We start from the raw sequence: 18,344 nt of genomic DNA on the forward strand, positions 1-18,344 counted from the left end.
TAAGCGCATTCATTCTTTTTTTGCGCATGCGCTGCGCGAAATCGTGATCGTCTCACTTCGTCTCGCGTTTGTACCGCACTATCGCGTCCGTCTGCATGCCAAGCCTGCACCAAACGGAAGCGACAACACGCGCCAGCCGCGCAGCCGGCGCGTGCCACTCAATCGACCAGCGCCTCCAATGCCTTCGTATAGCGATTCGCATGACTGCGTTCCGCCTTGGCCAGCGTTTCGAACCAGTTCGCGATTTCGTCGAAGCCTTCTTCGCGCGCGGCCTTTGCCATGCCGGGGTACATGTCGGTGTATTCGTGCGTCTCGCCCGCAATCGCCGCTTGCAGATTCTGACGCGATGAACCGAACGGCAGCCCCGTCGCCGGATCGCCCGAGACTTCCAGATATTCGAGGTGGCCATGCGCGTGGCCCGTCTCGCCTTCCGCCGTCGAGCGGAATAGTGCCGCGACGTCGTTCTGTCCCTCGACATCGGCCTTCGCTGCGAAATACAAATAGCGGCGATTGGCCTGTGATTCACCCGCAAATGCGGCCTTCAGATTCTCCTCCGTCTTCGAACCCTTGAGTTGCGCCATCTGAGCCTCCATCCAAAGCCTGTATGTGGGAGCGCGCGTTTCTGATGGCAACGACCGGCCCGACGCGCGCATCTGAGCCGTGCCTTAAATCTAGGAGGTCGGTGATGCGTTCCCAATTGGGTTTTTCAATCCGCCCGATAGCTGTTTGCCTTGCATAACCGTTGGCCCGAAGTAGACTGAGGAAGCGCACATACTTAATCTTTCACCGGGGGATTTCTGCATGCGGCTGACAATACTGATCAACGGTTCGGACCCCACCGTCAATCACGACTACGCCGTGCTTTGGCTCGACACGGACGAGTGTCGCTGGTCGAGAGAAGCACACGATGGGATCGACCTGCCCCCATGGGGCGAACTCCATGACGAGAACGGCGTCACCAAGCTCTGCGCGCCGAGCGCAGAAGCGCCGTTATGCACGTTGAATGGCCTGCACGTGGACGGACGGCAGCGGGTCAGCTCGGCACAGGGCAGCGCGGCGTGGTCGTCGGACCGCACGCATGCGCGGATGAATGGTTACTGGCGCTTGCAGGCCGTTGACCGCTTGCCTGTCAACGCCGAGCACAGCGTGTTCGGACGCTAAGCCTGCTTCGTATTCACGCCCGCGCCGCTCGCCCCCTGGCCGACGCGGGCCTTTCCTCAGTCACTCCCATCTCTCGCCGTCGAACGCGCAGAATTTGCCGTGCGGCATTGCGTCGTGACGGTTTTGCCGATACGTCGACGCGATGGCGCGTAACGGCGTGTAAGCCCTTGCATTGTGCATAGGTCGCGCGGCTATACTTGCGGCCCCCCTCATTCGCCTTTCCGATCTATGAAGAAGTGGTTAGTCAGCCTGCTTATCGTGGCCGCGAGTCACGCGACTCACACGTGGGCAGCAACGTCTTGCACGGATTTCACGCCCAACGCCCAATGGCCCGTGCTGACGAACGCGAAAATGACGCCGAAGTCGCGCATGCTGTGCTACTCGGATTTCGCCGTTCTGCATTCAGGCATCACGCATGGTCCGCTGTGGTCCGCCGAGCATTTGACGCGAGACCACATCGAAGCCGCAAAAAACATGGTGCGCACCAACAAGTTCTTCGAGGACGCGCGCCTGCCCGACGGCGAAGGCGCGACGCTCGCCGACTACAAGCGCAGCGGTTTCGATCGCGGCCATATGAGCCCGGCTGGCAACCGATGGAACGCGGAGGCGATGGCACAATCGTTCTCGCTTGCGAACATCGTGCCGCAGAACCGCGAGAACAATCAGCGCATGTGGTCACGCATCGAAACGGCCGTGCGCAAGCTGTCGATGAAATACGACGACATCTACGTGGTCACCGGCCCGATGTTCATCGGCGGACAGTTGCAGACCATCGGGCCGACGCGCGTGTTCGTGCCGACGCAGTTGTTCAAGGTCGTCTACGTGCCGTCGAAGAAACTCGCGTTCGCGATCGTCGCGGACAACGTCGCCACCGACCACTACGACCTGAAGTCGGTGCATGATCTCGAAGCGATGAGCGGCATCCGCTTTCCGGGCATTCCGGAAGGCCTGAAAGACCAGCATCCGGGAGGGCTGAAAGGTGTTTAAAGCATATTCGAACGACGACGAGGTGCTCAACATCCAGGGCGACGCGCTGACGGTGTCGAACGGCACCACGCGCGTCGTCGTGAACGGCACGCTCGCCATCACGAAGGACAAGCGCGGTCTGAAAGCGGCGCTGGCCCTGAAGGAAGCGCTCGACGGCATCGTCGCCGCGCTTCAGGCGGAATCGCATCTGCCGGAACAGGTGAAGGAAGAGCCCGACGCGAAGCCGGGCGTGATCGACAATCCGTTCTAGCGTCCGGCGCGGAGCGTCAAGCGTCAATGCGACACGGCGGGCTCGCGCAGGCTCGCCAGCGCCTGCGCGACCTGCTCGACCACGCTTTCCCAGTCGCCAGGTGACGTCTGCCGGAAAAGCCGTGCAGTCGGATACCACGGCGAATCGTCGCGGTCGCGGAACCAGCGCCAGCACGCGTCATAGCGCGACAGAATCCACACGGGCGTGTTGAGCGCGCCCGCCAGATGCGCCATCGACGTATCGACCGTAATCACCAGATCCAGGTTTTCGACGATGGCGGCCGTATCGGCGAAATCCTGCACGTCGTCCATCGGATCGAACGGGCGAAACCCGGCGGGCAGATCTTCGATCTGCGGGCGGGTCGCGGCGCCTTTCTGCAAACTCACGAACGTCATGCCAGGCACGCGCAGCAGCGGCAAGTACGACAGCGCCGTCAGTGACCGGCGCTGGTCGATCGCATTGGAACTGGGATCGTGCGGACGCGGATCGCCCGCCCACACCAGGCCGACCTTGAACCCGCCTTCCGGCAACCTGCTGCGCCAATGCTGCGCGAGCGCGGCGGGCGCGCGCAGATAGGGCGTCGACGCGGGAATCGTGTCGACGGTCGTGCCGAACAGCATCGGCAGGCTCAGCATGAGGCACCAGGTGTCGTGCGGGGGAATCGTCGTCTCGCCGTCGAGCGAATACACCGCATCCACGCCTTCGAGACTTTCGAAAAGCCGCCGCAACGGCGGCTGGCAAGCGACGCTCACCTTCCCCGCGCCACGCGCCTTCAGCATCGATACATACCGGCAGAATTGCAGGCCATCGCCGAAGCCCTGCTCCGGCCACACGAGCAGCGATTTACCGTTCAGCGGCTCGCCGCGCCACTGCGGATACGGCACGGGCGGCGGAAACACGCTGCGCGTGCCGACCGCTTCGTGATAGCGCGACTCGTAGAGCGCCCAGCCTTGCACGTAATCGCCGATGCATAGCAGTGGCAACGCGAGGTTCGCTTTCGCGCCGACGTAGTCGGGCCGCAGCGCCAGCGCCTGGCGGTATGCGGCAATGGCTTCCGCGATGCGGCCTTGCTGCCACAGCACGTTGCCGAGATTGTTGTGCGCTTCGGGCACATCGGCATTGAGCGCCAGCGCCTGGCGGCACGCCTGCTCCGCTTCCGGCACACGGTTGAGTTCCAGCAGCAGCAAGCCGAGATTGTTGTGCGCGCTGACGTCGCCCGGCTGACGGCTGACGACGTCGCGATACGCGACCTCTGCCTCCGGCAGGCGCTTGAGCTGCCACAACAGCACGCCGAGGTTGTTGCGTGCCATCACGTAGTCGGGCGCGATGGCGAGCGCGTGCAGGAACGAAGCTTCGGCTTCCAGCTCGCGCCCAAGATCGCGCAGCACGAGACCGAGATTGTTCATTGCCTTCGGCAGATCGGGTTTGATCGACAGCGCGCGGCGGTACGCGTGCTCGGCCTGCGTCAACTGCTTGCGTCCGTAAAACCAGCCGCCCAGATCGTTGTGCGCTTCGGCCAGATCGAGCGTGTCGTCGACGACGGGCTTTGGGTTCTTTGCATCTGCTTCGTCATACAGCTCGTTCAGGCAAACAGCCGCGAGCTGCATGGCTTGCGCATGGGCGGGATCGCGCTGCAGCATCTCGTCGAGCAGTGCAAGCGCCTCCGCCAGACGCCCGGACGAATAGAGCGAAACCGACTCCTGATAGCGCTCGGCGGGCGATAGCGCGGGAACTGACGGATTCATTTCAATCCTTTGGAATTCTTAATAGTTCTGGAGATGCGCCGCGCAGCATCGGCCTGGCCTGGCGGGCGAGCGGGAATGAGAAGATGCGCGGCCACCGCGACAAACGGCGGCAAAAAAAGTATAGGCGATGGTACCTTGGCCGGCCGATGACCTATCTCTAAAGTCCGTCGGATTGACGAGGTGTTATTCGCGATCAGGCACGCGCGGCATCGTCGTTCGTCGACACCGCGAAGACGCGCAGTTTCTCCGCGTCGACGATCTCGATCTCCGCGTAGCGCAACGCGAGCGCGCCTTGCGTTTCAAACTGCCTGAGAATCTGGTTCGTAGTTTGACGCGACAGCGCGAGCATCATCGCGAGGTCTTCCTGCGGCACCTTGAACACGCACCGCAGCGCGCCCGCGCCGCCGCCGTATCCGCCCGCCATCAGCAACAGACGCCGCGCGACGCGTTGCGCGGCGGGCAGCAGCGCGGCCTCCTCGATCGCGTCGAACGCGAGGCGCAGCTTGTGCGTGAGCAGCAGGCCGAACGCATGCCAGAACGCGGGCGTGCGTTCGAGCAGCGCTGTGAGCGCCGCGCGCGGCACATGAAACAGCAGCGTGTCGCGCTCGGCATAAGCATCGTGCGTGCGCGTCTGGCCATCGAACAGCGCGATCTCGCCGAACCAGTTGACGGGCTCGATCACTGCGAGCAGCGCTTCCCTGCCGCTCGCGGTAATCGACCCGATCCGCATCAATCCGTCGAGCACGCAATAGAAGCCGTCGTCGGCATCGCCGCGATTGAAAAGGCGCTGGCCCGCCGGCAGCCGTCGCGTGCGGCCGAGCTCGATCAGTTGCGCGCGCAATGCATCGGGCGCGGCGCGAAACCAGGCGCTGCGGTCGAGCAGATTGAAAAGCTCAGTCGATGTCATCGGTCGAAGCGCGCTTTGGCGGTTGAATTGTCGGCTAGCCGAAAGTGTCGCGGCGCGCCGCCCGCGATTATGATGACTTTCGACACGGAACGGCATCCATGAGAACGCTCACTGACCAGCTTGCGCAATACGCCGCCTATCATCGCGACCGCCGCAACATCGCAACGCACTTCATCGGCATTCCGATGATCGTGCTCGCGCTCGCCGTGCTGCTGAGCCGGCCCGCGTGGGCAATTGCTGAGCTGCCGATACCGCTGTCGCCGGCGTGGGTGCTGTTCGGCCTGAGCGTGATCTACTACTTCGTGCTTGATGTGCCGCTCGGCTTGATGATGGCCGTGGTGTCGATATTGTGCGTGGCGTGCGGCGCGTGGCTTGCGGAGCAGCCCACCTTGACGTGGCTTGCGTCGGGCATCGGCCTGTTCGTCGTGGGCTGGGTATTCCAGTTCGTGGGACACGTCGCGTACGAGCATCGCAAGCCCGCATTCATCGACGATGTGATCGGCCTGCTGATCGGACCGCTGTTCGTGCTCGCCGAAGCGCTATTCGCGTTCGGCTGGCGGCCCGCGTTGCGCGCGGCAATCGAAGCCAAAGCGGGCCCGACGCGGGTCGATGCGGCGCACGGGGTCACGCGTCATCGGTCCTGAGGCAGCGGCCGTCTGAGCTACACGACGGCCTCACAGGCATTCAACGTGGCGCGAGCAGCCTTGCGCTATGCAAGCCCGTCAGCCCCACCGCGATCCAGATCGGCACGTACGTGCCAAGCTGCTGAGCCGTCAAGGACTCGCCGAGTAGCGTCACCGACACGATCACCAGCAACACCGGCTCCACGTAGCCGAGAATGCCGAATAGCGCCATCGGCAGCAAACGGCTCGCTTTCAGATATGTGGCGAGCGCGACCGTGCTCAGCGCGCCGAGTCCCGGCAGCAATAGCAGCCACATGTCGACGCGGCCCGACAGCAGCGCCAGCGAGCCGCCGTGTAGCGCCATCGCGAGCGCGAACGGCAGCAGCAGCGACATTTCGAGCGCGAACGCCGTCAGCGAATCGGCATTGATCTTGCGCCGCAACACGAAGTACGGCGGATAGCCGATCGCCACGAGCAGCGTCGGCCACGAGAACGCGCGCGTCACCCACAGTTCGTGCAACACGCCGAGCGCCGCGCATCCGACCGCGAGCCACTGCAACGGCTCCAGCCGCTCGTGATAGTAGAAGCGGCCGAGCAGCACCATCGTCAGCGGCAACAGGAAATAGCCGAGCGATACTTCCAGCATCCGGCCATGCAGCGGCGCCCACAGGAACACCCATAGCTGCGCGCCGAGCAACGCCGCGCTGACGGCCAGCAAAAGCGCCGTGCGCGGCTCGCGGATCACACGCATCGACAGCGCCTTGAGTTGCGGCAGCCGCGAGCGCAAGGCAATCAACGCGAAAGCGCCCGGCACGGTCCAGATCACGCGCCACGCGAAGATATCGAGCCCCGTCAACGGCGTGAGCAGCTTTGCGTACACGGACATCAGGGCAAAGAGCGTCGATGCGCTCACGGACAACGCGATGCCGCGTCCCGGTTGATAGGCGTTCATCGGCCGGTCCGCTGCGGGAAGCCAGGCGCGACGCCGTGAGATGTGTCGTCCATAGTTAAGTCTTGTTTTAACTGCGCGGCGCAAGCGTTGCCCGATGTGAAGCCCGCTTCGTCGCGCGAAGCGCGCATTCTAGCGGTAGTGCGGGGATCGTCCGTCTTTTTCCGCCACATTGCGTCCGTGCATATTCACGTCCGATGCACTATAAAAACTAGTTTCATATCCACGCCGCATGCCGTCGGCGATTCATCAGCGGAAACACGAGGCTGCCGTTTTAGCCTGCTTCTTGCTTCCGTGTTCCGCTCATGGCCGCGCCCGCACGGCTTTCAATTCGCTGCCGCGCGATCAGGCGCCAGAATGCACCGAAGGCGGACACGCGCCCGTCATCGAACGCGCTCACGCTTGAACGCTTGCCGGTCCACTCACTCCAACGCATTCGCTCTTCCGCAGTCCGCAAGTCATCACTGGAACGAGACAACACGGAGCCAACATGACTCAGCCAGCCGTATCGCAACATCTATCGCACGACGTATCGCCGGAGTTCGCCGCCGCCGTCCGCGCTGGCCTCAGCAAGCAGCCCCAGAAGGAATTGCCGTCGAAGTATCTCTACGACGAAGTGGGTTCGGCGCTGTTCGAAGTGATCACCGCGCTGCCCGAGTACGGTGTCACGCGCGCCGAAGAACGCCTGCTCGCCGAGCACGCGGGCGATATCGTCGCGCACTTGCCACACGATGCAATCGTCGCGGAACTGGGCAGCGGCAGTGGCCGCAAGACGCGCCGCATCCTCGAAGCGCTCTGTAAAAAGCGCCCTACTACTTACAGCCCAATTGAAATTTCGCGCACCGCATTGCAATTGTGTCGCCGCGAACTGGGCGATATCGAACGCATTTCGATCGTCGGTTACGAGCGCGACTATCTCGCGGGGCTTGCTGAAGTGAGCAAGCGCCGCGCGAAAGACGAGCCGCTGCTCGTGCTGTTTCTCGGCAGCACGATCGGCAATTTCGGGCGGCTTGCGGCCACGCGCTTTCTGCGCGACATCCGCAACATGCTCGCGCCCGGCGACGCGCTGTTGCTCGGCACCGACCTCGAAAAGCCCGTGCCCGTGCTGATCGCCGCGTACGACGATCCCATCGGCGTGACGGCCGCGTTCAATCTGAATCTGCTCGCGCGAATCAACCGCGAACTCGACGGCGATTTCCCGCTCGATGCGTTCGAACACGTCGCGCGCTTCAATCCGGATGTGCGCAGCATCGAAATGCATCTGCGCGCGAAGCGGCGCGTGAGCGCGCAGGTGCGTGCGGCCAGGCTGACCGTCGAGCTACAGGAAGGCGAGACGATCTGGACAGAAAGCAGCCACAAGTATCGTCCGGAAGAACTGCATGCGATCGCCGACGACGCGGGCTTCACGTGCAGTCATCAATGGATCGAGCGCGATTGGGGCTTTGCGGAAAGCCTGCTGGTGGCGCGTTGATGGGCGTCGCGTGATGTTGAGGTAAGCAACGCGAAGCGCGCGAGGCTCACGCCCGCGCGCTTTTTTACAAGCCGCTTGTGTCAGTGCTGTTCGAAGCGCTCGAAGCGTTTGTCGCTGGCGCGCTCTTCGTGGGTGACTTCCGTCACGCGCGCCATCGGCGGGCCGTGACGCAGCCACGACAGCATCCGGTCGAGCTGGTTCGCCGGCCCTTGCAACATCGCTTCGACAGAACCGTCTTCCAGATTCGCCACCCATCCCCGGATACCCAGCGCATGCGCCTGGCGCACCGTCGCGTGACGAAAGCCAACGCCCTGCACCATGCCGCGCACCCGCACGTAATACGTTTCGATCCGCGAATCGAGATCCGTGCCGGACATGCTCTTCCCTCCTTTATGCCTTCATGAGTTTACGCGGGCATTCTAGTCGCGCCGCGCGCGCTTTGCTCATGCACGCCTCGACACGCGGAGCCCGCGAGCGCGGCGCGCGCGATCGGCAGCACGTACAATCCGACCTCTGCAAACCTTCAACCATGCGCCCGTCAGGCAGCAATCAGGAACACGGCAAGCAATGACCGATCAGACTCGCGATCTCGTACTCGTCACCGGCGCATCCGGTTTCGTCGGCTCGGCCGTCGCGCGCATCGCGCAGCAAAAGGGCTTCGCCGTGCGCGTGCTGGTGCGTCCGACCAGCCCGCGTCGCAACGTCGAATCGCTCGATGCGGAGATCGCGGTCGGCGACATGCGCGACGAGGCGTCGATGCGCGCCGCGCTGCGCGGCGTGCGCTATCTGCTGCACGTCGCGGCCGATTACCGGTTGTGGGCGCCGGACCCGCTGGAGATCGAGCGCTCGAATCTGGAAGGCACGGAAGCGACGATGCGCGCCGCGCTGAAGGAAGGCGTCGAGCGCATCGTCTACACGAGCAGCGTCGCGACGCTGAAGGTGACGGGCTCGGGCGCGTCGGTCGACGAAACCTCGCCGATGACGCCGCAGCAGGCGATCGGCGTGTACAAGCGCAGCAAGGTGCTCGCGGAGCGCGCGGTCGAGCGGATGATCGCGAACGACGGCCTGCCCGCCGTGATCGTCAATCCGTCGACGCCCATCGGCCCGCGCGACGTGAAGCCTACGCCGACGGGCCGCATCATCGTCGAAGCGGCGCTCGGCAAGATTCCCGCGTTCGTCGATACAGGGCTGAATCTGGTACACGTCGACGACGTCGCGATGGGGCACTTCCTCGCGCTCGAACGCGGCAAGATCGGCGAGCGCTACATTCTTGGCGGTGAAAATCTGCCGCTGCAGCAGATGCTTGCGGATATCGCCGGGATCGTCGGACGCAAGGCGCCGACCATCGCGCTGCCGCGCTGGCCGCTCTATCCGCTCGCGATGGGCGCGGAAGCCGTCGCGAAGTTCACGAAGCGCGAGCCATTCGTCACCGTCGACGGGCTGAAGATGTCGAAGAACAAGATGTACTTCACGTCGGCGAAAGCGGAGCGCGAGCTTGGCTACAGCGCGCGGCCGTACCGCGAAGGCTTGCGCGACGCGCTCGACTGGTTCCGCGAGGCGGGCTATCTGAAAGCGTGACGTCTGGGCATAAAGCGGCGAGCGCATTGGATCGCGCCTCGTGCGTGACCCGCACACGCTTTGTTACAACTCGCAATGCAGGCACGAAGGCTACCGCCAGCGTGCAGAAGGTAAAATCGCGGGTCTTACCAGAGAACTACGCATGAATCTTAAGGAACAGATTGGCGCACTCGAAATGGGCGTCGATCAGCTCATCCAGGTTGTCACGGCTTCGCGCGAGGCCGCGACCGCAACCGATCAGCATGTGAACGGCGCAGAGGCGGCCGCGCAGGAAACGGCCGCCGAGGATACGGCGGTCGAAGCAGCGCCCGTGGAACCGCAAACGCAGGAAGCCGCGCAAGAAAAGCCGACGTTGCATATCGAGCGCCCGAGCCAGAACGAAATCACGATGACCATCGGCGGCAAGTCGGTCACGCTGCATCCGCTGCAATTGGGTCAGCTGATCGAGGAACTGTCGAACGCGCGCGCGTCGATGCAGCCCGAAGTCCCGCCGAACCTGCCCCCCGGCTGGCGTTTCGTATCGACGAAGAACCCGGCCATGGCGGTGCAGAAGCAAACAAACGGCGACCGTCTACTCGTGATGCGCCATACGGGACATGGCTGGGTGCCGTTCCAGTTCTCGCCGGAGACGGTCATCCAGATGTACATGATGTTGACGCAGAAGTGATGCGCGACGGCGCGAGCCGTCGGCACCCGGCATTGCCGCCGTTCAGTGCGACAGCGGCAGCAACGAATTGAGCAGACTGGTCGCGCGCTGCGTGACGCTCGGGCTGCTCGCAGCTTCTTCGATGGGACTTACGTAGACCACGGGCCCGATGCACAGCGACGTGTAGCGCGCATCGCACCCGCCGTCGCGCGACGGCAGCGGCTGGTCCGCGCCTGATCCCGCGCTGGCATCCGCCTCCACGACTTCCGCGAACGTCTTCACGCGGCCGTTGACCTTCTCCGCATACGCCTGCGAGCCACCGTAGCTCTTCAGCGCGGCATTCAGATCGCCGCCCGCCGATTTCATGTAGCCGTACAGAATCGCGGAGCCGACCTCGATATTGGTCTCCGGATCGGTCAGGTCCTTCACGTCTTTCAGCATGCGCTTGTGCGCGCCGGGCACAACCTGCATCAGCCCGGTCGCGCCGTTGCCGCCCTTGGCCTTTTCCTTGAAGCGCGATTCGATCGAGATGATCGCGAGAATCAGCGCGGGCGGCAGCGCGTACTTCTCGGAGGCGGTGCGCACCGCGTTCGAGATTTGCTCGGCCTTCTCCTTCGCGAGGCCGAACTTCTGGCGCAGATAATCTGACGTGCGGTCCTGGCGGGTCTGATCGTCGGCCAAAGCGCCCTGCATCAAGCCAAGCGCGACGACGATCAGGCAGACAAGCCGCTTCATTGATTCGTCCCGGCTGGCGCCTGCACGCGCGCCTTCCATTGGCCGCCCTTGCCGCGCCAGTAGCGCACGGCCGAGCCGAACGTCGCGCTGACATAGAACAGCGCGATCAGCGGCAGGAACGGCGCCCACAGAGGCGAGCGCTGGTAGTAGCGCAGCATCGGCGCGTAGGCACAGCACATCGCGGCCCACGCGAGCCACGCGGGCCAGCCCTTCGCCCCGAGCACGATGGCGACGACGGGCGGCGCGAGGTAGATGATCGTCATGCCGAGCAGCGTGCCCGCCAGCAGCCACGCCGAATAGCGCAACTGCGTGAACGCGGTGCGCGCGATCATGTTCCAGATCTCTCGCCAGCTGTCGTACGGGCGCAGCGAGACGCTGCGCGCCGCCACGTCGAGGCGAATCGGGTGACGCCCTTCGCCGCGATGCTTGATGCGTGCGGCGAGGCTGCAATCGTCGATCAGCTCGGCGCGGATCGATTCGATGCCGCCCGCTTCTTCCAGCGCCGTGCGGCGCACCAGCATGCAGCCGCCCGCCGCGCCCGCCGTGCGGTTGCGCGGGTTGTTGACCCACGCGAACGGGTACAGCTTCGCGAAGAAGAACACGAAGGCGGGAATCAACGCTTTTTCCCAGAACGAGTCGCAACGCAGGCGGACCATCAGAGAAACGAGGTCGCGCTTTTCGACGTCGGCGCGCATCACGAGCTGCGTCAACGCGTCTGACGGATGGCCGATGTCGGCGTCGGTGAGCAGCAGGTATTCCGGTGTGTAACCGACCGAGCGCGCCGCGTCGATGCCCTGCGACTGCGCCCAGACCTTGCCCGACCAGCCCACCGGCAGCGGCTTCGCGCTGATTACCGTGAGCCGGTCCGGGCACCGCAGCGCGAGCGCGGCGGCACGGGCAGCGTCGGCGGTGCCGTCGGTGCTGTGGTCGTCGACGACGATCACGTGAAATTCGCCCGGATAGTCCTGCTCGAGCAGCGACGTGACGGCCCGCGCGATCACGTCCGCCTCATTGCGCGCCGGGACCACGGCGGCGACGCCCGGCCATGCGTCGCGCGTCTCCGGCGCGAGCGGCGCAGCGGGCTGCGCGCGCCAGAAGCCGCCGCGCGCGAACAGCAGCACACACCAGATCAACAGCGACAGACACGCCAACAGAAACAGAACCGCCGCAATCATGCATTGCCCTCTATGAAAGCCGCGCGCTTTGCGTCTCCAAGGCGCGGCGACGGACGCGGCGCGCCAGCAACACCTGCGACGCTGCGCCAATCGTGGAAATCGTGTACTAGCCGTCCACCGAATATGTGATAGACCGCGTTTTCGATACGTTCAAGAATGCGCCGCCGACGAAAGACGCCGCAGAAAATTCCATTGATGCATGCCGGAGACCGCAGGCGATGCGTCGGCGCAACAAAGCCCGATAGTTTAAGGGTTCCCGTCAACAGGCGCAGCGAGTCATTTTTGCCACGCCGGGCGCCGCGCAAACGCCACAGTGCGGGACGCCTGAAAAGCAAACAGACAGCGATAGCGTTAGAATGCGCGTTTGGTCTCGAGTATCGACTTCCGTCGGATTTAAGACATCAACTAATATACAGACGCGGCGAACAGGTCGTTTTTACCGATCTGCCCGGAATCCCGCGTCAGTCGGAGTTCGCCAGCTTATGCGAGTCATCCTTGCCCAACCCCGCGGCTTTTGCGCGGGAGTCGTGAGGGCGATCGAAATTGTCGATCGCGCTTTGCAGCAACATGGCGCACCTGTTTACGTGCGTCATGAAATCGTCCACAACAGGCACGTGGTCGATAACCTTCGCCGGAAAGGCGCGCGCTTCGTCGAGGAACTCGATGAAGTGCCGCAGGGCGCAGTTGCCATTTTCAGTGCCCACGGTGTAGCGCAAAGCGTCGAACGCGACGCGGAGCAGCGCGGCCTCGACGTGCTCGATGCCACCTGCCCGCTGGTGACGAAGGTTCATGTGCAAGGCCGTCAGTACGTGGGCGGGGGCCGCACGCTGATCCTGATCGGGCACGCGGGCCATCCGGAAGTCGAAGGCACGATCGGCCAGATTCCGGGCAAGGTGCTGCTCGTGCAAAGCGAAGCGGAAGTCGCAAAGCTGGAACTGCCTGTCGACACGCCGCTCGCCTATGTCACGCAGACCACGCTGTCGGTGGACGACACGCGCGGCATCATCGACGCGCTGAAGCGCCGTTTCCCCGACATCGTCGGTCCGGACACGCGCGACATCTGCTACGCGACGCAAAACCGCCAGGCGGCCGTGCGCGAGCTCAGCACGCAGGTCGACGTGCTGCTGGTAGTGGGCGCCACGAACAGCTCGAACTCGAATCGCCTGCGCGAGATCGGCAGCGAAACGGGCGTACCGAGCTTTCTGGTCGCCGACGGTTCCGAAGTGAAGCCGGAGTGGTTCGCCAACGTGAAAACGGTTGGCATCACGGCAGGCGCTTCGGCACCGGAAGAAATGGTCGAGAACGTAATCGATGCGCTACGCGCACTGGGCCCCGTCGACGTTACGACGATGGCGGGACGTGAAGAAAAAGTTGAATTCAAGTTGCCGTCGAAGCTGACGCAACAACTCGCTGCACGCGAAGTTTAAGGAGGACAATTTGTCTATTCCGATGCTACAAAAAGTCCGGGTTGGCGCCTACATCATGCGCAACCACCTCAAGGGCAACAAACGCTACCCGCTCGCGCTGATGCTCGAGCCGCTGTTCCGCTGCAATCTGGCCTGTAACGGCTGCGGCAAGATCGATTATCCCGATCCCATCCTGAACCAGCGTCTGTCGCTGGCGGAGTGCCTCGAAGCCGTCGACGAGTGCGGCGCGCCCGTGGTGTCGATCGCAGGCGGCGAGCCGCTGCTGCACAAGGAAATGCCGCAGATCGTCAAGGGCATCATGGCACGCAAGAAGTTCGTGTACCTGTGTACGAACGCGCTGCTGATGGAAAAGAAGATGGACGATTACGAGCCGAACCCGTACTTCGTCTGGTCGGTACACCTCGACGGCGACCGCGAAGCGCACGATCACTCGGTCTCGCAGGAAGGCGTGTACGACAAGGCCGTCGCGGCCATCAAGGAAGCCAAGCGCCGCGGCTTCCGCGTGAACATCAACTGCACGCTGTTCAACGATGCCGTGCCCGAGCGCGTGGCGAAGTTCTTCGACACGGTCGGCGAGATTGGTGTGGACGGCATCACGGTGTCGCCCGGCTATGCGTATGAGCGTGCCCCGGACCAGCAGCACTTCCTGAACCGCGACAAGACCAAGAACCTGTTCCGCGAAATCTTCAAGCGCGGCGACAACGGCAAGAAGTGGTCGTTCAGCCAGTCGAGCCTGTTTCTCGACTTCCTGGCCGGTAATCAGAGCTACGAATGCACGCCGTGGGGCAACCCGGCGCGCACGGTGTTCGGCTGGCAGAAGCCGTGCTATCTGGTCGGCGAAGGTTACGTGAAGACCTTCAAGGAACTGATGGAGACCACCGAATGGGACAAGTACGGCACCGGCAAGTATGAGAAATGCGCGGACTGCATGGTCCACTGCGGCTTCGAAGCGACGGCCGTGATGGACACGGTCGCGCATCCGCTGAAGGCGCTGAAGGTCAGCCTGAAGGGTGCGCGCACGACGGGCGCGTTCGTCAAGGACATCCCGCTCGACAAGGCGCGTCCCGCCGAATACGTGTTCTCGCGTCACGTCGAGATCAAGCTCGAAGACATCAAGCGCGCAGGCACGGGCAAGAAGGTGCAGACGTCGGCAGCCGCGTTGAATTAAGACGTATCGACGCAGCATGAAAAAGAGCGCAACGGTTTTGCCGTTGCGCTCTTTTGTTTTGTGCCGCCGCTGGTCGATCGAACGAAGCGGCGTTACCAGTGCTGGTGATCAGCCCGCGCTGCGCGCGTTGTGCTCGGTGAGGAACTTGATCAAACCGTCCACGCCGCCCTTGTTCAGCTGATCCTGGAACTGCGTCTGATACACCTGAATCAGCCACGCGCCCATCATGTTGATGTCGTAAATCTTCCAGCCGTTCGCCGTTTTTTCCAGGCGATAGTCGATTGAGTCGTCGCCGCCGTTGCTCAGCACGTGCGACTGGACGACGGTGTCTTTCGCGTCGGCGGATGCCGTGGACGGGGCGAATTTGAATTTCACGTCCTGATCGCGCAGTTGCGACAGCGATGCCGCATAGGTGCCGACGAGCAGCTTCGTGAATTGCTCATACAGTTGTTTTTGCTGCTCCGGCGTGGCCGTGGCCCAAGCCTTGCCGACGGCGATGCGCGTCGTGCGCTGGAAGTTCGTGGCGGGCACGAAGTGCGACTCGACCACCTGCGTGATCTTCTTCATGTCGCCGCCGCGCGCCTGCGGGTCGGCCTTCATCGCATTGACGGTGCCTTCGACTGCGCTCTTCACGATCGCATCAGGCGCGCTTTGTGCGAAAGCCGCGGTGGACACCACGGCGGCTGCCAGAAAAGCAGAGAGATAACGTTTCATACGCTCATCGGGACAGTTAGGAATGAACTCGCGCGGGACCGGCCGCATCCGGCGCGATTACGGGCCAGTATACAGACTTAAGACTTTGACAGGCTGCACAGGGTTCACTAAGGCGACCGTGCAGCGGCAGCGTCGGTATACTTGTGCCCTTTACCAATAACGCCAATCGTGACAAGGCCCCGCTCGCGTACATGCTGAAGTCATCTATCGTTCGTCTCGTTGTCTGGTCGGTGCGCCGTCCGCTGCAGGTCGTCGGGCTGTCGCTCGTGCTCGCCGTGCTGAGCGTCGTTTACGTCGTTCATCACTTCAAGATCAATACCGACATCAGTCGTCTCGTCGAGAACGATGCGAAATGGACGGCGCTCGAACAGCAAATCGACAAGGCCTTCCCTGATCGCGGGCAGACCCTGCTGGTCGTCGTCGAGGCCGGCGCGCCCGAATACGCGGATGCCGCCGCGAACACGCTGGCCACCGAACTGCAAAAGAACACCAAGGAATTCAGTTCCGTCATGCAGCCGGGCAGCGGGCCGTTCTTCGAGAAGGAAGGCTTGCTGTTCCCGTCGCTCGCCGACGTGCAATCCACCACCTCGCAACTGGTCAAGGCGCGCCCGCTCATCAACTCGCTTGCGCATGATCCGAGTCTGACGGGCCTCGCCGGCACGCTGAACACGACGCTGCTGCTGCCGCTGCAGATCGGCCAGGTAAAGCTCGGCGACATGAGCAACCTCCTGTCGCGCAGCGCGACCGTGATCGATCACGTTCTGGCCAACGAGCCCGCCGTCTTCTCGTGGCGCGCGCTCGTCGACAAGGATGCCGCGAAGGTGCCGGCGCGCGCGTTCGTCGTCGTGCAGCCGAAGCTGGACTATGCGGCGCTGCAGGCGGGCGCACGGGCGTCGGAAGAGGTCCGCAAGACGGCGGCATCGCTCGATCTCGATTCGCAATACGGCGCGCGCATCCGTCTGACGGGCGAACAGCCGCTCGCCGACGATGAATTCGCGTCGGTGCAAGATGGCGCGGAGATCAACGGCATCATCACGTTCTTCGTCGTGCTCGGCATCCTGTGGCTCGCGCTGCGCTCCGGGCGCCTGATCGTCGCGGTGTTCATCACGCTGTTCGTCGGTCTCGTCATCACGGCGGCGCTCGGCCTGATGATGGTCGATGCGCTGAACATGATTTCCGTCGCGTTCATGGTGCTGTTCGTCGGGCTCGGCGTCGACTTCGGCGTGCAGTTCGGCGTGAAGTACCGCGAAGAGCGCAATCGCGACGACCGGCTCGCCGCCGCGCTGATCCACACGGCATACAGCATCGGCGTGCCGTTGACGCTCGCCGCCGTGGCGGTCGCCGAGAGCTTCTTCTCGTTCCTGCCGACCGCGTATCGCGGCGTCTCGGAGCTGGGCAAGATCGCGGGCGTCGGCATGTTCGTCGCGTATCTGACCAACATGACGCTGCTGCCCGCGCTCATCAAGATCTTCAATCCGGCGGGCGAACCCGAATCGCCAGGCTTCACGTTCCTCGCCCCCGTCGACGACTTCCTCGACCGCAATCGCACGCCTGTGCTGATCGCGACGGCGGTGCTGATCATCGGCGCGTCGCCGTTGTTGTTGCATCTGCGGTTCGACTTCAATCCGCTACATCTGAAGGACCCGAACACGGAGTCGATGGCGACGCTGATCTCGCTGAACGACGCACCCGAAGCGGCCGTCAACAACGTGCGGGCGCTGGCGCCGTCGCTGGCGGACGCGGACCGAATCGCGGCGCGTCTGTCGAAGCTGCCAGAAGTGGGCCGCACGACGACCCTCTCCACCTTCATACCCGCCGACCAGCCGCAGAAGCTCGCGCTGATTGCCGCCGCGGCGCAGCAACTGCTGCCCGCGCTCACGCAGACGCCCGCGCCGCCCGCCACCGACGCCGTGCGCGTCGCCGCGCTGAAGCGCACGTCGGCCCAGCTGTCGCTCGCCGCCGACGACCACCCCGGCCCCGGCGCCGCCGAAGCCAAGCATTTGTCCGACACGCTGGCCAAGCTCGCGAGCGCGGACGTCTCGACGCGCGACCGCGCCGAGCGCGCGATGTCGGTACCGCTGAAGATTTCCTTGAAGCAGCTGGCAACCCTGCTGCAACCGTCGGAAATCACCCGCGAAAACGTGCCGAAGGACATCGCCGACAGTTGGGTATCGAAGACAGGTCAGGCGCTCGTCGAGATTTCACCGAAAGTGCCGCCCGGCACCGATCCCGGCGACGACGTGATGCTGCGCAATTTCGCGCGTGCCGTGAAGGCGGCGGAACCGGGCGCGATCGGCGGCCCGATCTCGATCCTCCATTCGGCGAACGTGATCATCAAGTCGTTCGTGCAGGCGGGCGCGTGGGCCATCCTGTCGATCAGCGCCCTGCTCTGGCTCACGCTGCGCCGTTTCGGCGACGTGCTACGCACGCTCGTGCCGCTGCTGGTGTCGGCCGTCGTCACGCTGGAGTTGTGCGTCGTCTTCAACATGCCGCTTAATTTCGCGAATATCATCGCCTTGCCGCTGATGCTCGGCGTGGGCGTCGCGTTCAAGATCTATTTCGTGATGGCGTGGCGCAGAGGGCAAACGGGACTGCTGCAATCCAGCCTCACGCACGCCGTGCTGTTCAGCGCGGCGACCACCGCTACGGCGTTCGGCAGCCTGTGGCTGTCGCACCATCCGGGCACGTCGAGCATGGGGCGCCTGCTGGCGCTGTCCCTCGTCTGCACGCTGATTGGCGCTGTGGTATTTCAACCGGTATTGATGGGCAAACCGCGCGTTCGACGCGCATCGAAGAAACAATAAGGAT

18 protein-coding genes are annotated in these 18,344 nt (G+C 63.7%); 10 read left to right on the forward strand and 8 right to left on the reverse strand.

What is annotated here, in order from left to right:
* Positions 1-158: 158 nt before the first annotated feature.
* A complete protein-coding gene (locus tag BLT65_RS21660) occupies positions 159-581 on the reverse strand; it encodes a rubrerythrin family protein (RefSeq protein WP_035998670.1) in 423 nt (140 codons plus the stop codon).
* A gap of 220 nt (positions 582-801) precedes the next feature.
* Here BLT65_RS21660 and BLT65_RS21665 point away from each other — a divergent pair, with 220 nt between their 5' ends.
* The 3 genes from BLT65_RS21665 (at position 802) to BLT65_RS21675 (ending at position 2,398) form a co-directional block, all read left to right on the forward strand.
* Positions 802-1,161 carry a DUF3564 domain-containing protein gene (locus BLT65_RS21665; RefSeq protein ID WP_042304371.1) on the forward strand — a complete coding sequence of 120 codons (360 nt, stop codon included), beginning with the start codon at positions 802-804 and terminating at the stop codon, positions 1,159-1,161.
* A gap of 228 nt (positions 1,162-1,389) precedes the next feature.
* Positions 1,390-2,148 (forward strand): DNA/RNA non-specific endonuclease, encoded by a 759-nt coding sequence (locus tag BLT65_RS21670; protein WP_091780765.1) that lies wholly within the window; start codon positions 1,390-1,392, stop codon positions 2,146-2,148.
* On the forward strand, positions 2,141-2,398 hold the full coding sequence (locus tag BLT65_RS21675) for a hypothetical protein (protein ID WP_091780770.1): 258 nt from the start codon (positions 2,141-2,143) through the stop codon (positions 2,396-2,398). The genes BLT65_RS21670 and BLT65_RS21675 overlap by 8 nt, the downstream gene beginning before the upstream one ends.
* 23 nt (positions 2,399-2,421) lie before the next feature.
* On the opposite strand, the gene BLT65_RS21680 is transcribed toward BLT65_RS21675, so the two are convergent.
* Both BLT65_RS21680 and BLT65_RS21685 read right to left on the reverse strand, forming a co-directional pair.
* Positions 2,422-4,143 carry a tetratricopeptide repeat protein gene (locus BLT65_RS21680; RefSeq protein ID WP_091780773.1) on the reverse strand — a complete coding sequence of 574 codons (1,722 nt, stop codon included), beginning with the start codon at positions 4,141-4,143 and terminating at the stop codon, positions 2,422-2,424.
* Between the two features lie 193 nt (positions 4,144-4,336).
* Positions 4,337-5,050: a Crp/Fnr family transcriptional regulator gene (locus BLT65_RS21685; protein ID WP_091781167.1), complete on the reverse strand. Its 714-nt coding sequence runs from the start codon at positions 5,048-5,050 to the stop codon at positions 4,337-4,339.
* A 98-nt stretch (positions 5,051-5,148) separates the two neighbouring features.
* Between BLT65_RS21685 and BLT65_RS21690 the strand changes: the two genes are divergently transcribed.
* Positions 5,149-5,694 carry an Mpo1 family 2-hydroxy fatty acid dioxygenase gene (locus BLT65_RS21690; RefSeq protein ID WP_091780776.1) on the forward strand — a complete coding sequence of 182 codons (546 nt, stop codon included), beginning with the start codon at positions 5,149-5,151 and terminating at the stop codon, positions 5,692-5,694.
* A 40-nt stretch (positions 5,695-5,734) separates the two neighbouring features.
* Here BLT65_RS21690 and rarD read toward each other — a convergent pair whose 3' ends face one another.
* Entirely contained in the window at positions 5,735-6,625 is an 891-nt protein-coding gene (gene rarD, locus BLT65_RS21695; RefSeq protein ID WP_007582947.1) for an EamA family transporter RarD, read from the reverse strand.
* A 487-nt stretch (positions 6,626-7,112) separates the two neighbouring features.
* On the opposite strand from rarD, the gene egtD reads away from it, so the two are divergent.
* Entirely contained in the window at positions 7,113-8,093 is a 981-nt protein-coding gene (gene egtD / locus BLT65_RS21700; protein ID WP_042304377.1) for an L-histidine N(alpha)-methyltransferase, read from the forward strand.
* A gap of 80 nt (positions 8,094-8,173) precedes the next feature.
* Here egtD and BLT65_RS21705 read toward each other — a convergent pair whose 3' ends face one another.
* Positions 8,174-8,470 (reverse strand): acylphosphatase, encoded by a 297-nt coding sequence (locus BLT65_RS21705; RefSeq protein WP_035998698.1) that lies wholly within the window; start codon positions 8,468-8,470, stop codon positions 8,174-8,176.
* A gap of 190 nt (positions 8,471-8,660) precedes the next feature.
* On the opposite strand from BLT65_RS21705, the gene hpnA reads away from it, so the two are divergent.
* Together hpnA and BLT65_RS21715 are read left to right on the forward strand one after the other, a co-directional pair.
* Positions 8,661-9,671: a hopanoid-associated sugar epimerase gene (gene hpnA, locus BLT65_RS21710; protein ID WP_042304378.1), complete on the forward strand. Its 1,011-nt coding sequence runs from the start codon at positions 8,661-8,663 to the stop codon at positions 9,669-9,671.
* A 142-nt stretch (positions 9,672-9,813) separates the two neighbouring features.
* On the forward strand, positions 9,814-10,338 hold the full coding sequence (locus BLT65_RS21715) for a hypothetical protein (protein ID WP_091780779.1): 525 nt from the start codon (positions 9,814-9,816) through the stop codon (positions 10,336-10,338).
* 42 nt (positions 10,339-10,380) lie between these two features.
* On the opposite strand, the gene BLT65_RS21720 is transcribed toward BLT65_RS21715, so the two are convergent.
* Together BLT65_RS21720 and BLT65_RS21725 are read right to left on the reverse strand one after the other, a co-directional pair.
* Entirely contained in the window at positions 10,381-11,052 is a 672-nt protein-coding gene (locus BLT65_RS21720) for a lytic transglycosylase domain-containing protein (RefSeq protein ID WP_091781170.1), read from the reverse strand.
* Positions 11,049-12,227 carry a glycosyltransferase gene (locus BLT65_RS21725; protein ID WP_091780781.1) on the reverse strand — a complete coding sequence of 393 codons (1,179 nt, stop codon included), beginning with the start codon at positions 12,225-12,227 and terminating at the stop codon, positions 11,049-11,051. The genes BLT65_RS21720 and BLT65_RS21725 overlap by 4 nt, the downstream gene beginning before the upstream one ends.
* A 482-nt stretch (positions 12,228-12,709) precedes the next feature.
* Between BLT65_RS21725 and ispH the strand changes: the two genes are divergently transcribed.
* Together ispH and hpnH are read left to right on the forward strand one after the other, a co-directional pair.
* The gene (gene ispH / locus BLT65_RS21730; RefSeq protein WP_042304381.1) at positions 12,710-13,654 is read left to right on the forward strand and encodes a 4-hydroxy-3-methylbut-2-enyl diphosphate reductase; all 945 of its coding nucleotides are present in this window, start codon (positions 12,710-12,712) and stop codon (positions 13,652-13,654) included.
* A gap of 10 nt (positions 13,655-13,664) precedes the next feature.
* On the forward strand, positions 13,665-14,822 hold the full coding sequence (gene hpnH / locus BLT65_RS21735; RefSeq protein WP_091780784.1) for an adenosyl-hopene transferase HpnH: 1,158 nt from the start codon (positions 13,665-13,667) through the stop codon (positions 14,820-14,822).
* 108 nt (positions 14,823-14,930) lie between these two features.
* Here hpnH and BLT65_RS21740 read toward each other — a convergent pair whose 3' ends face one another.
* Positions 14,931-15,536: an MlaC/ttg2D family ABC transporter substrate-binding protein gene (locus tag BLT65_RS21740; RefSeq protein ID WP_007582935.1), complete on the reverse strand. Its 606-nt coding sequence runs from the start codon at positions 15,534-15,536 to the stop codon at positions 14,931-14,933.
* A gap of 191 nt (positions 15,537-15,727) precedes the next feature.
* On the opposite strand from BLT65_RS21740, the gene hpnN reads away from it, so the two are divergent.
* Positions 15,728-18,340 (forward strand): hopanoid transporter HpnN, encoded by a 2,613-nt coding sequence (hpnN, locus tag BLT65_RS21745; RefSeq protein ID WP_091780787.1) that lies wholly within the window; start codon positions 15,728-15,730, stop codon positions 18,338-18,340.
* The last annotated feature ends 4 nt before the right edge of the window (positions 18,341-18,344 follow it).

Source organism: Paraburkholderia steynii (assembly GCF_900100565.1).
GTDB lineage: Bacteria > Pseudomonadota > Gammaproteobacteria > Burkholderiales > Burkholderiaceae > Paraburkholderia > Paraburkholderia terrae.

What these genes read in the sequence shown, in the direction of transcription:
- BLT65_RS21725 (WP_091780781.1), bottom strand. Translation starts at nt 12,227, where the DNA reads ATGATTGCGGCGGTTCTGTTTCTGTTGGCGTGTCTGTCGCTGTTGATC.
- BLT65_RS21740 (WP_007582935.1), bottom strand. Translation starts at nt 15,536, where the DNA reads ATGAAACGTTATCTCTCTGCTTTTCTGGCAGCCGCCGTGGTGTCCACC.
- BLT65_RS21690 (WP_091780776.1), top strand. Translation starts at nt 5,149, where the DNA reads ATGAGAACGCTCACTGACCAGCTTGCGCAATACGCCGCCTATCATCGC.
- BLT65_RS21670 (WP_091780765.1), top strand. Translation starts at nt 1,390, where the DNA reads ATGAAGAAGTGGTTAGTCAGCCTGCTTATCGTGGCCGCGAGTCACGCG.
- BLT65_RS21705 (WP_035998698.1), bottom strand. Translation starts at nt 8,470, where the DNA reads ATGTCCGGCACGGATCTCGATTCGCGGATCGAAACGTATTACGTGCGG.
- BLT65_RS21715 (WP_091780779.1), top strand. Translation starts at nt 9,814, where the DNA reads ATGAATCTTAAGGAACAGATTGGCGCACTCGAAATGGGCGTCGATCAG.
- BLT65_RS21660 (WP_035998670.1), bottom strand. Translation starts at nt 581, where the DNA reads ATGGCGCAACTCAAGGGTTCGAAGACGGAGGAGAATCTGAAGGCCGCA.
- BLT65_RS21720 (WP_091781170.1), bottom strand. Translation starts at nt 11,052, where the DNA reads ATGAAGCGGCTTGTCTGCCTGATCGTCGTCGCGCTTGGCTTGATGCAG.
- hpnA (WP_042304378.1), top strand. Translation starts at nt 8,661, where the DNA reads ATGACCGATCAGACTCGCGATCTCGTACTCGTCACCGGCGCATCCGGT.
- BLT65_RS21680 (WP_091780773.1), bottom strand. Translation starts at nt 4,143, where the DNA reads ATGAATCCGTCAGTTCCCGCGCTATCGCCCGCCGAGCGCTATCAGGAG.
- BLT65_RS21685 (WP_091781167.1), bottom strand. Translation starts at nt 5,050, where the DNA reads ATGACATCGACTGAGCTTTTCAATCTGCTCGACCGCAGCGCCTGGTTT.
- ispH (WP_042304381.1), top strand. Translation starts at nt 12,710, where the DNA reads ATGCGAGTCATCCTTGCCCAACCCCGCGGCTTTTGCGCGGGAGTCGTG.
- egtD (WP_042304377.1), top strand. Translation starts at nt 7,113, where the DNA reads ATGACTCAGCCAGCCGTATCGCAACATCTATCGCACGACGTATCGCCG.
- hpnN (WP_091780787.1), top strand. Translation starts at nt 15,728, where the DNA reads ATGCTGAAGTCATCTATCGTTCGTCTCGTTGTCTGGTCGGTGCGCCGT.
- BLT65_RS21665 (WP_042304371.1), top strand. Translation starts at nt 802, where the DNA reads ATGCGGCTGACAATACTGATCAACGGTTCGGACCCCACCGTCAATCAC.
- rarD (WP_007582947.1), bottom strand. Translation starts at nt 6,625, where the DNA reads ATGAACGCCTATCAACCGGGACGCGGCATCGCGTTGTCCGTGAGCGCA.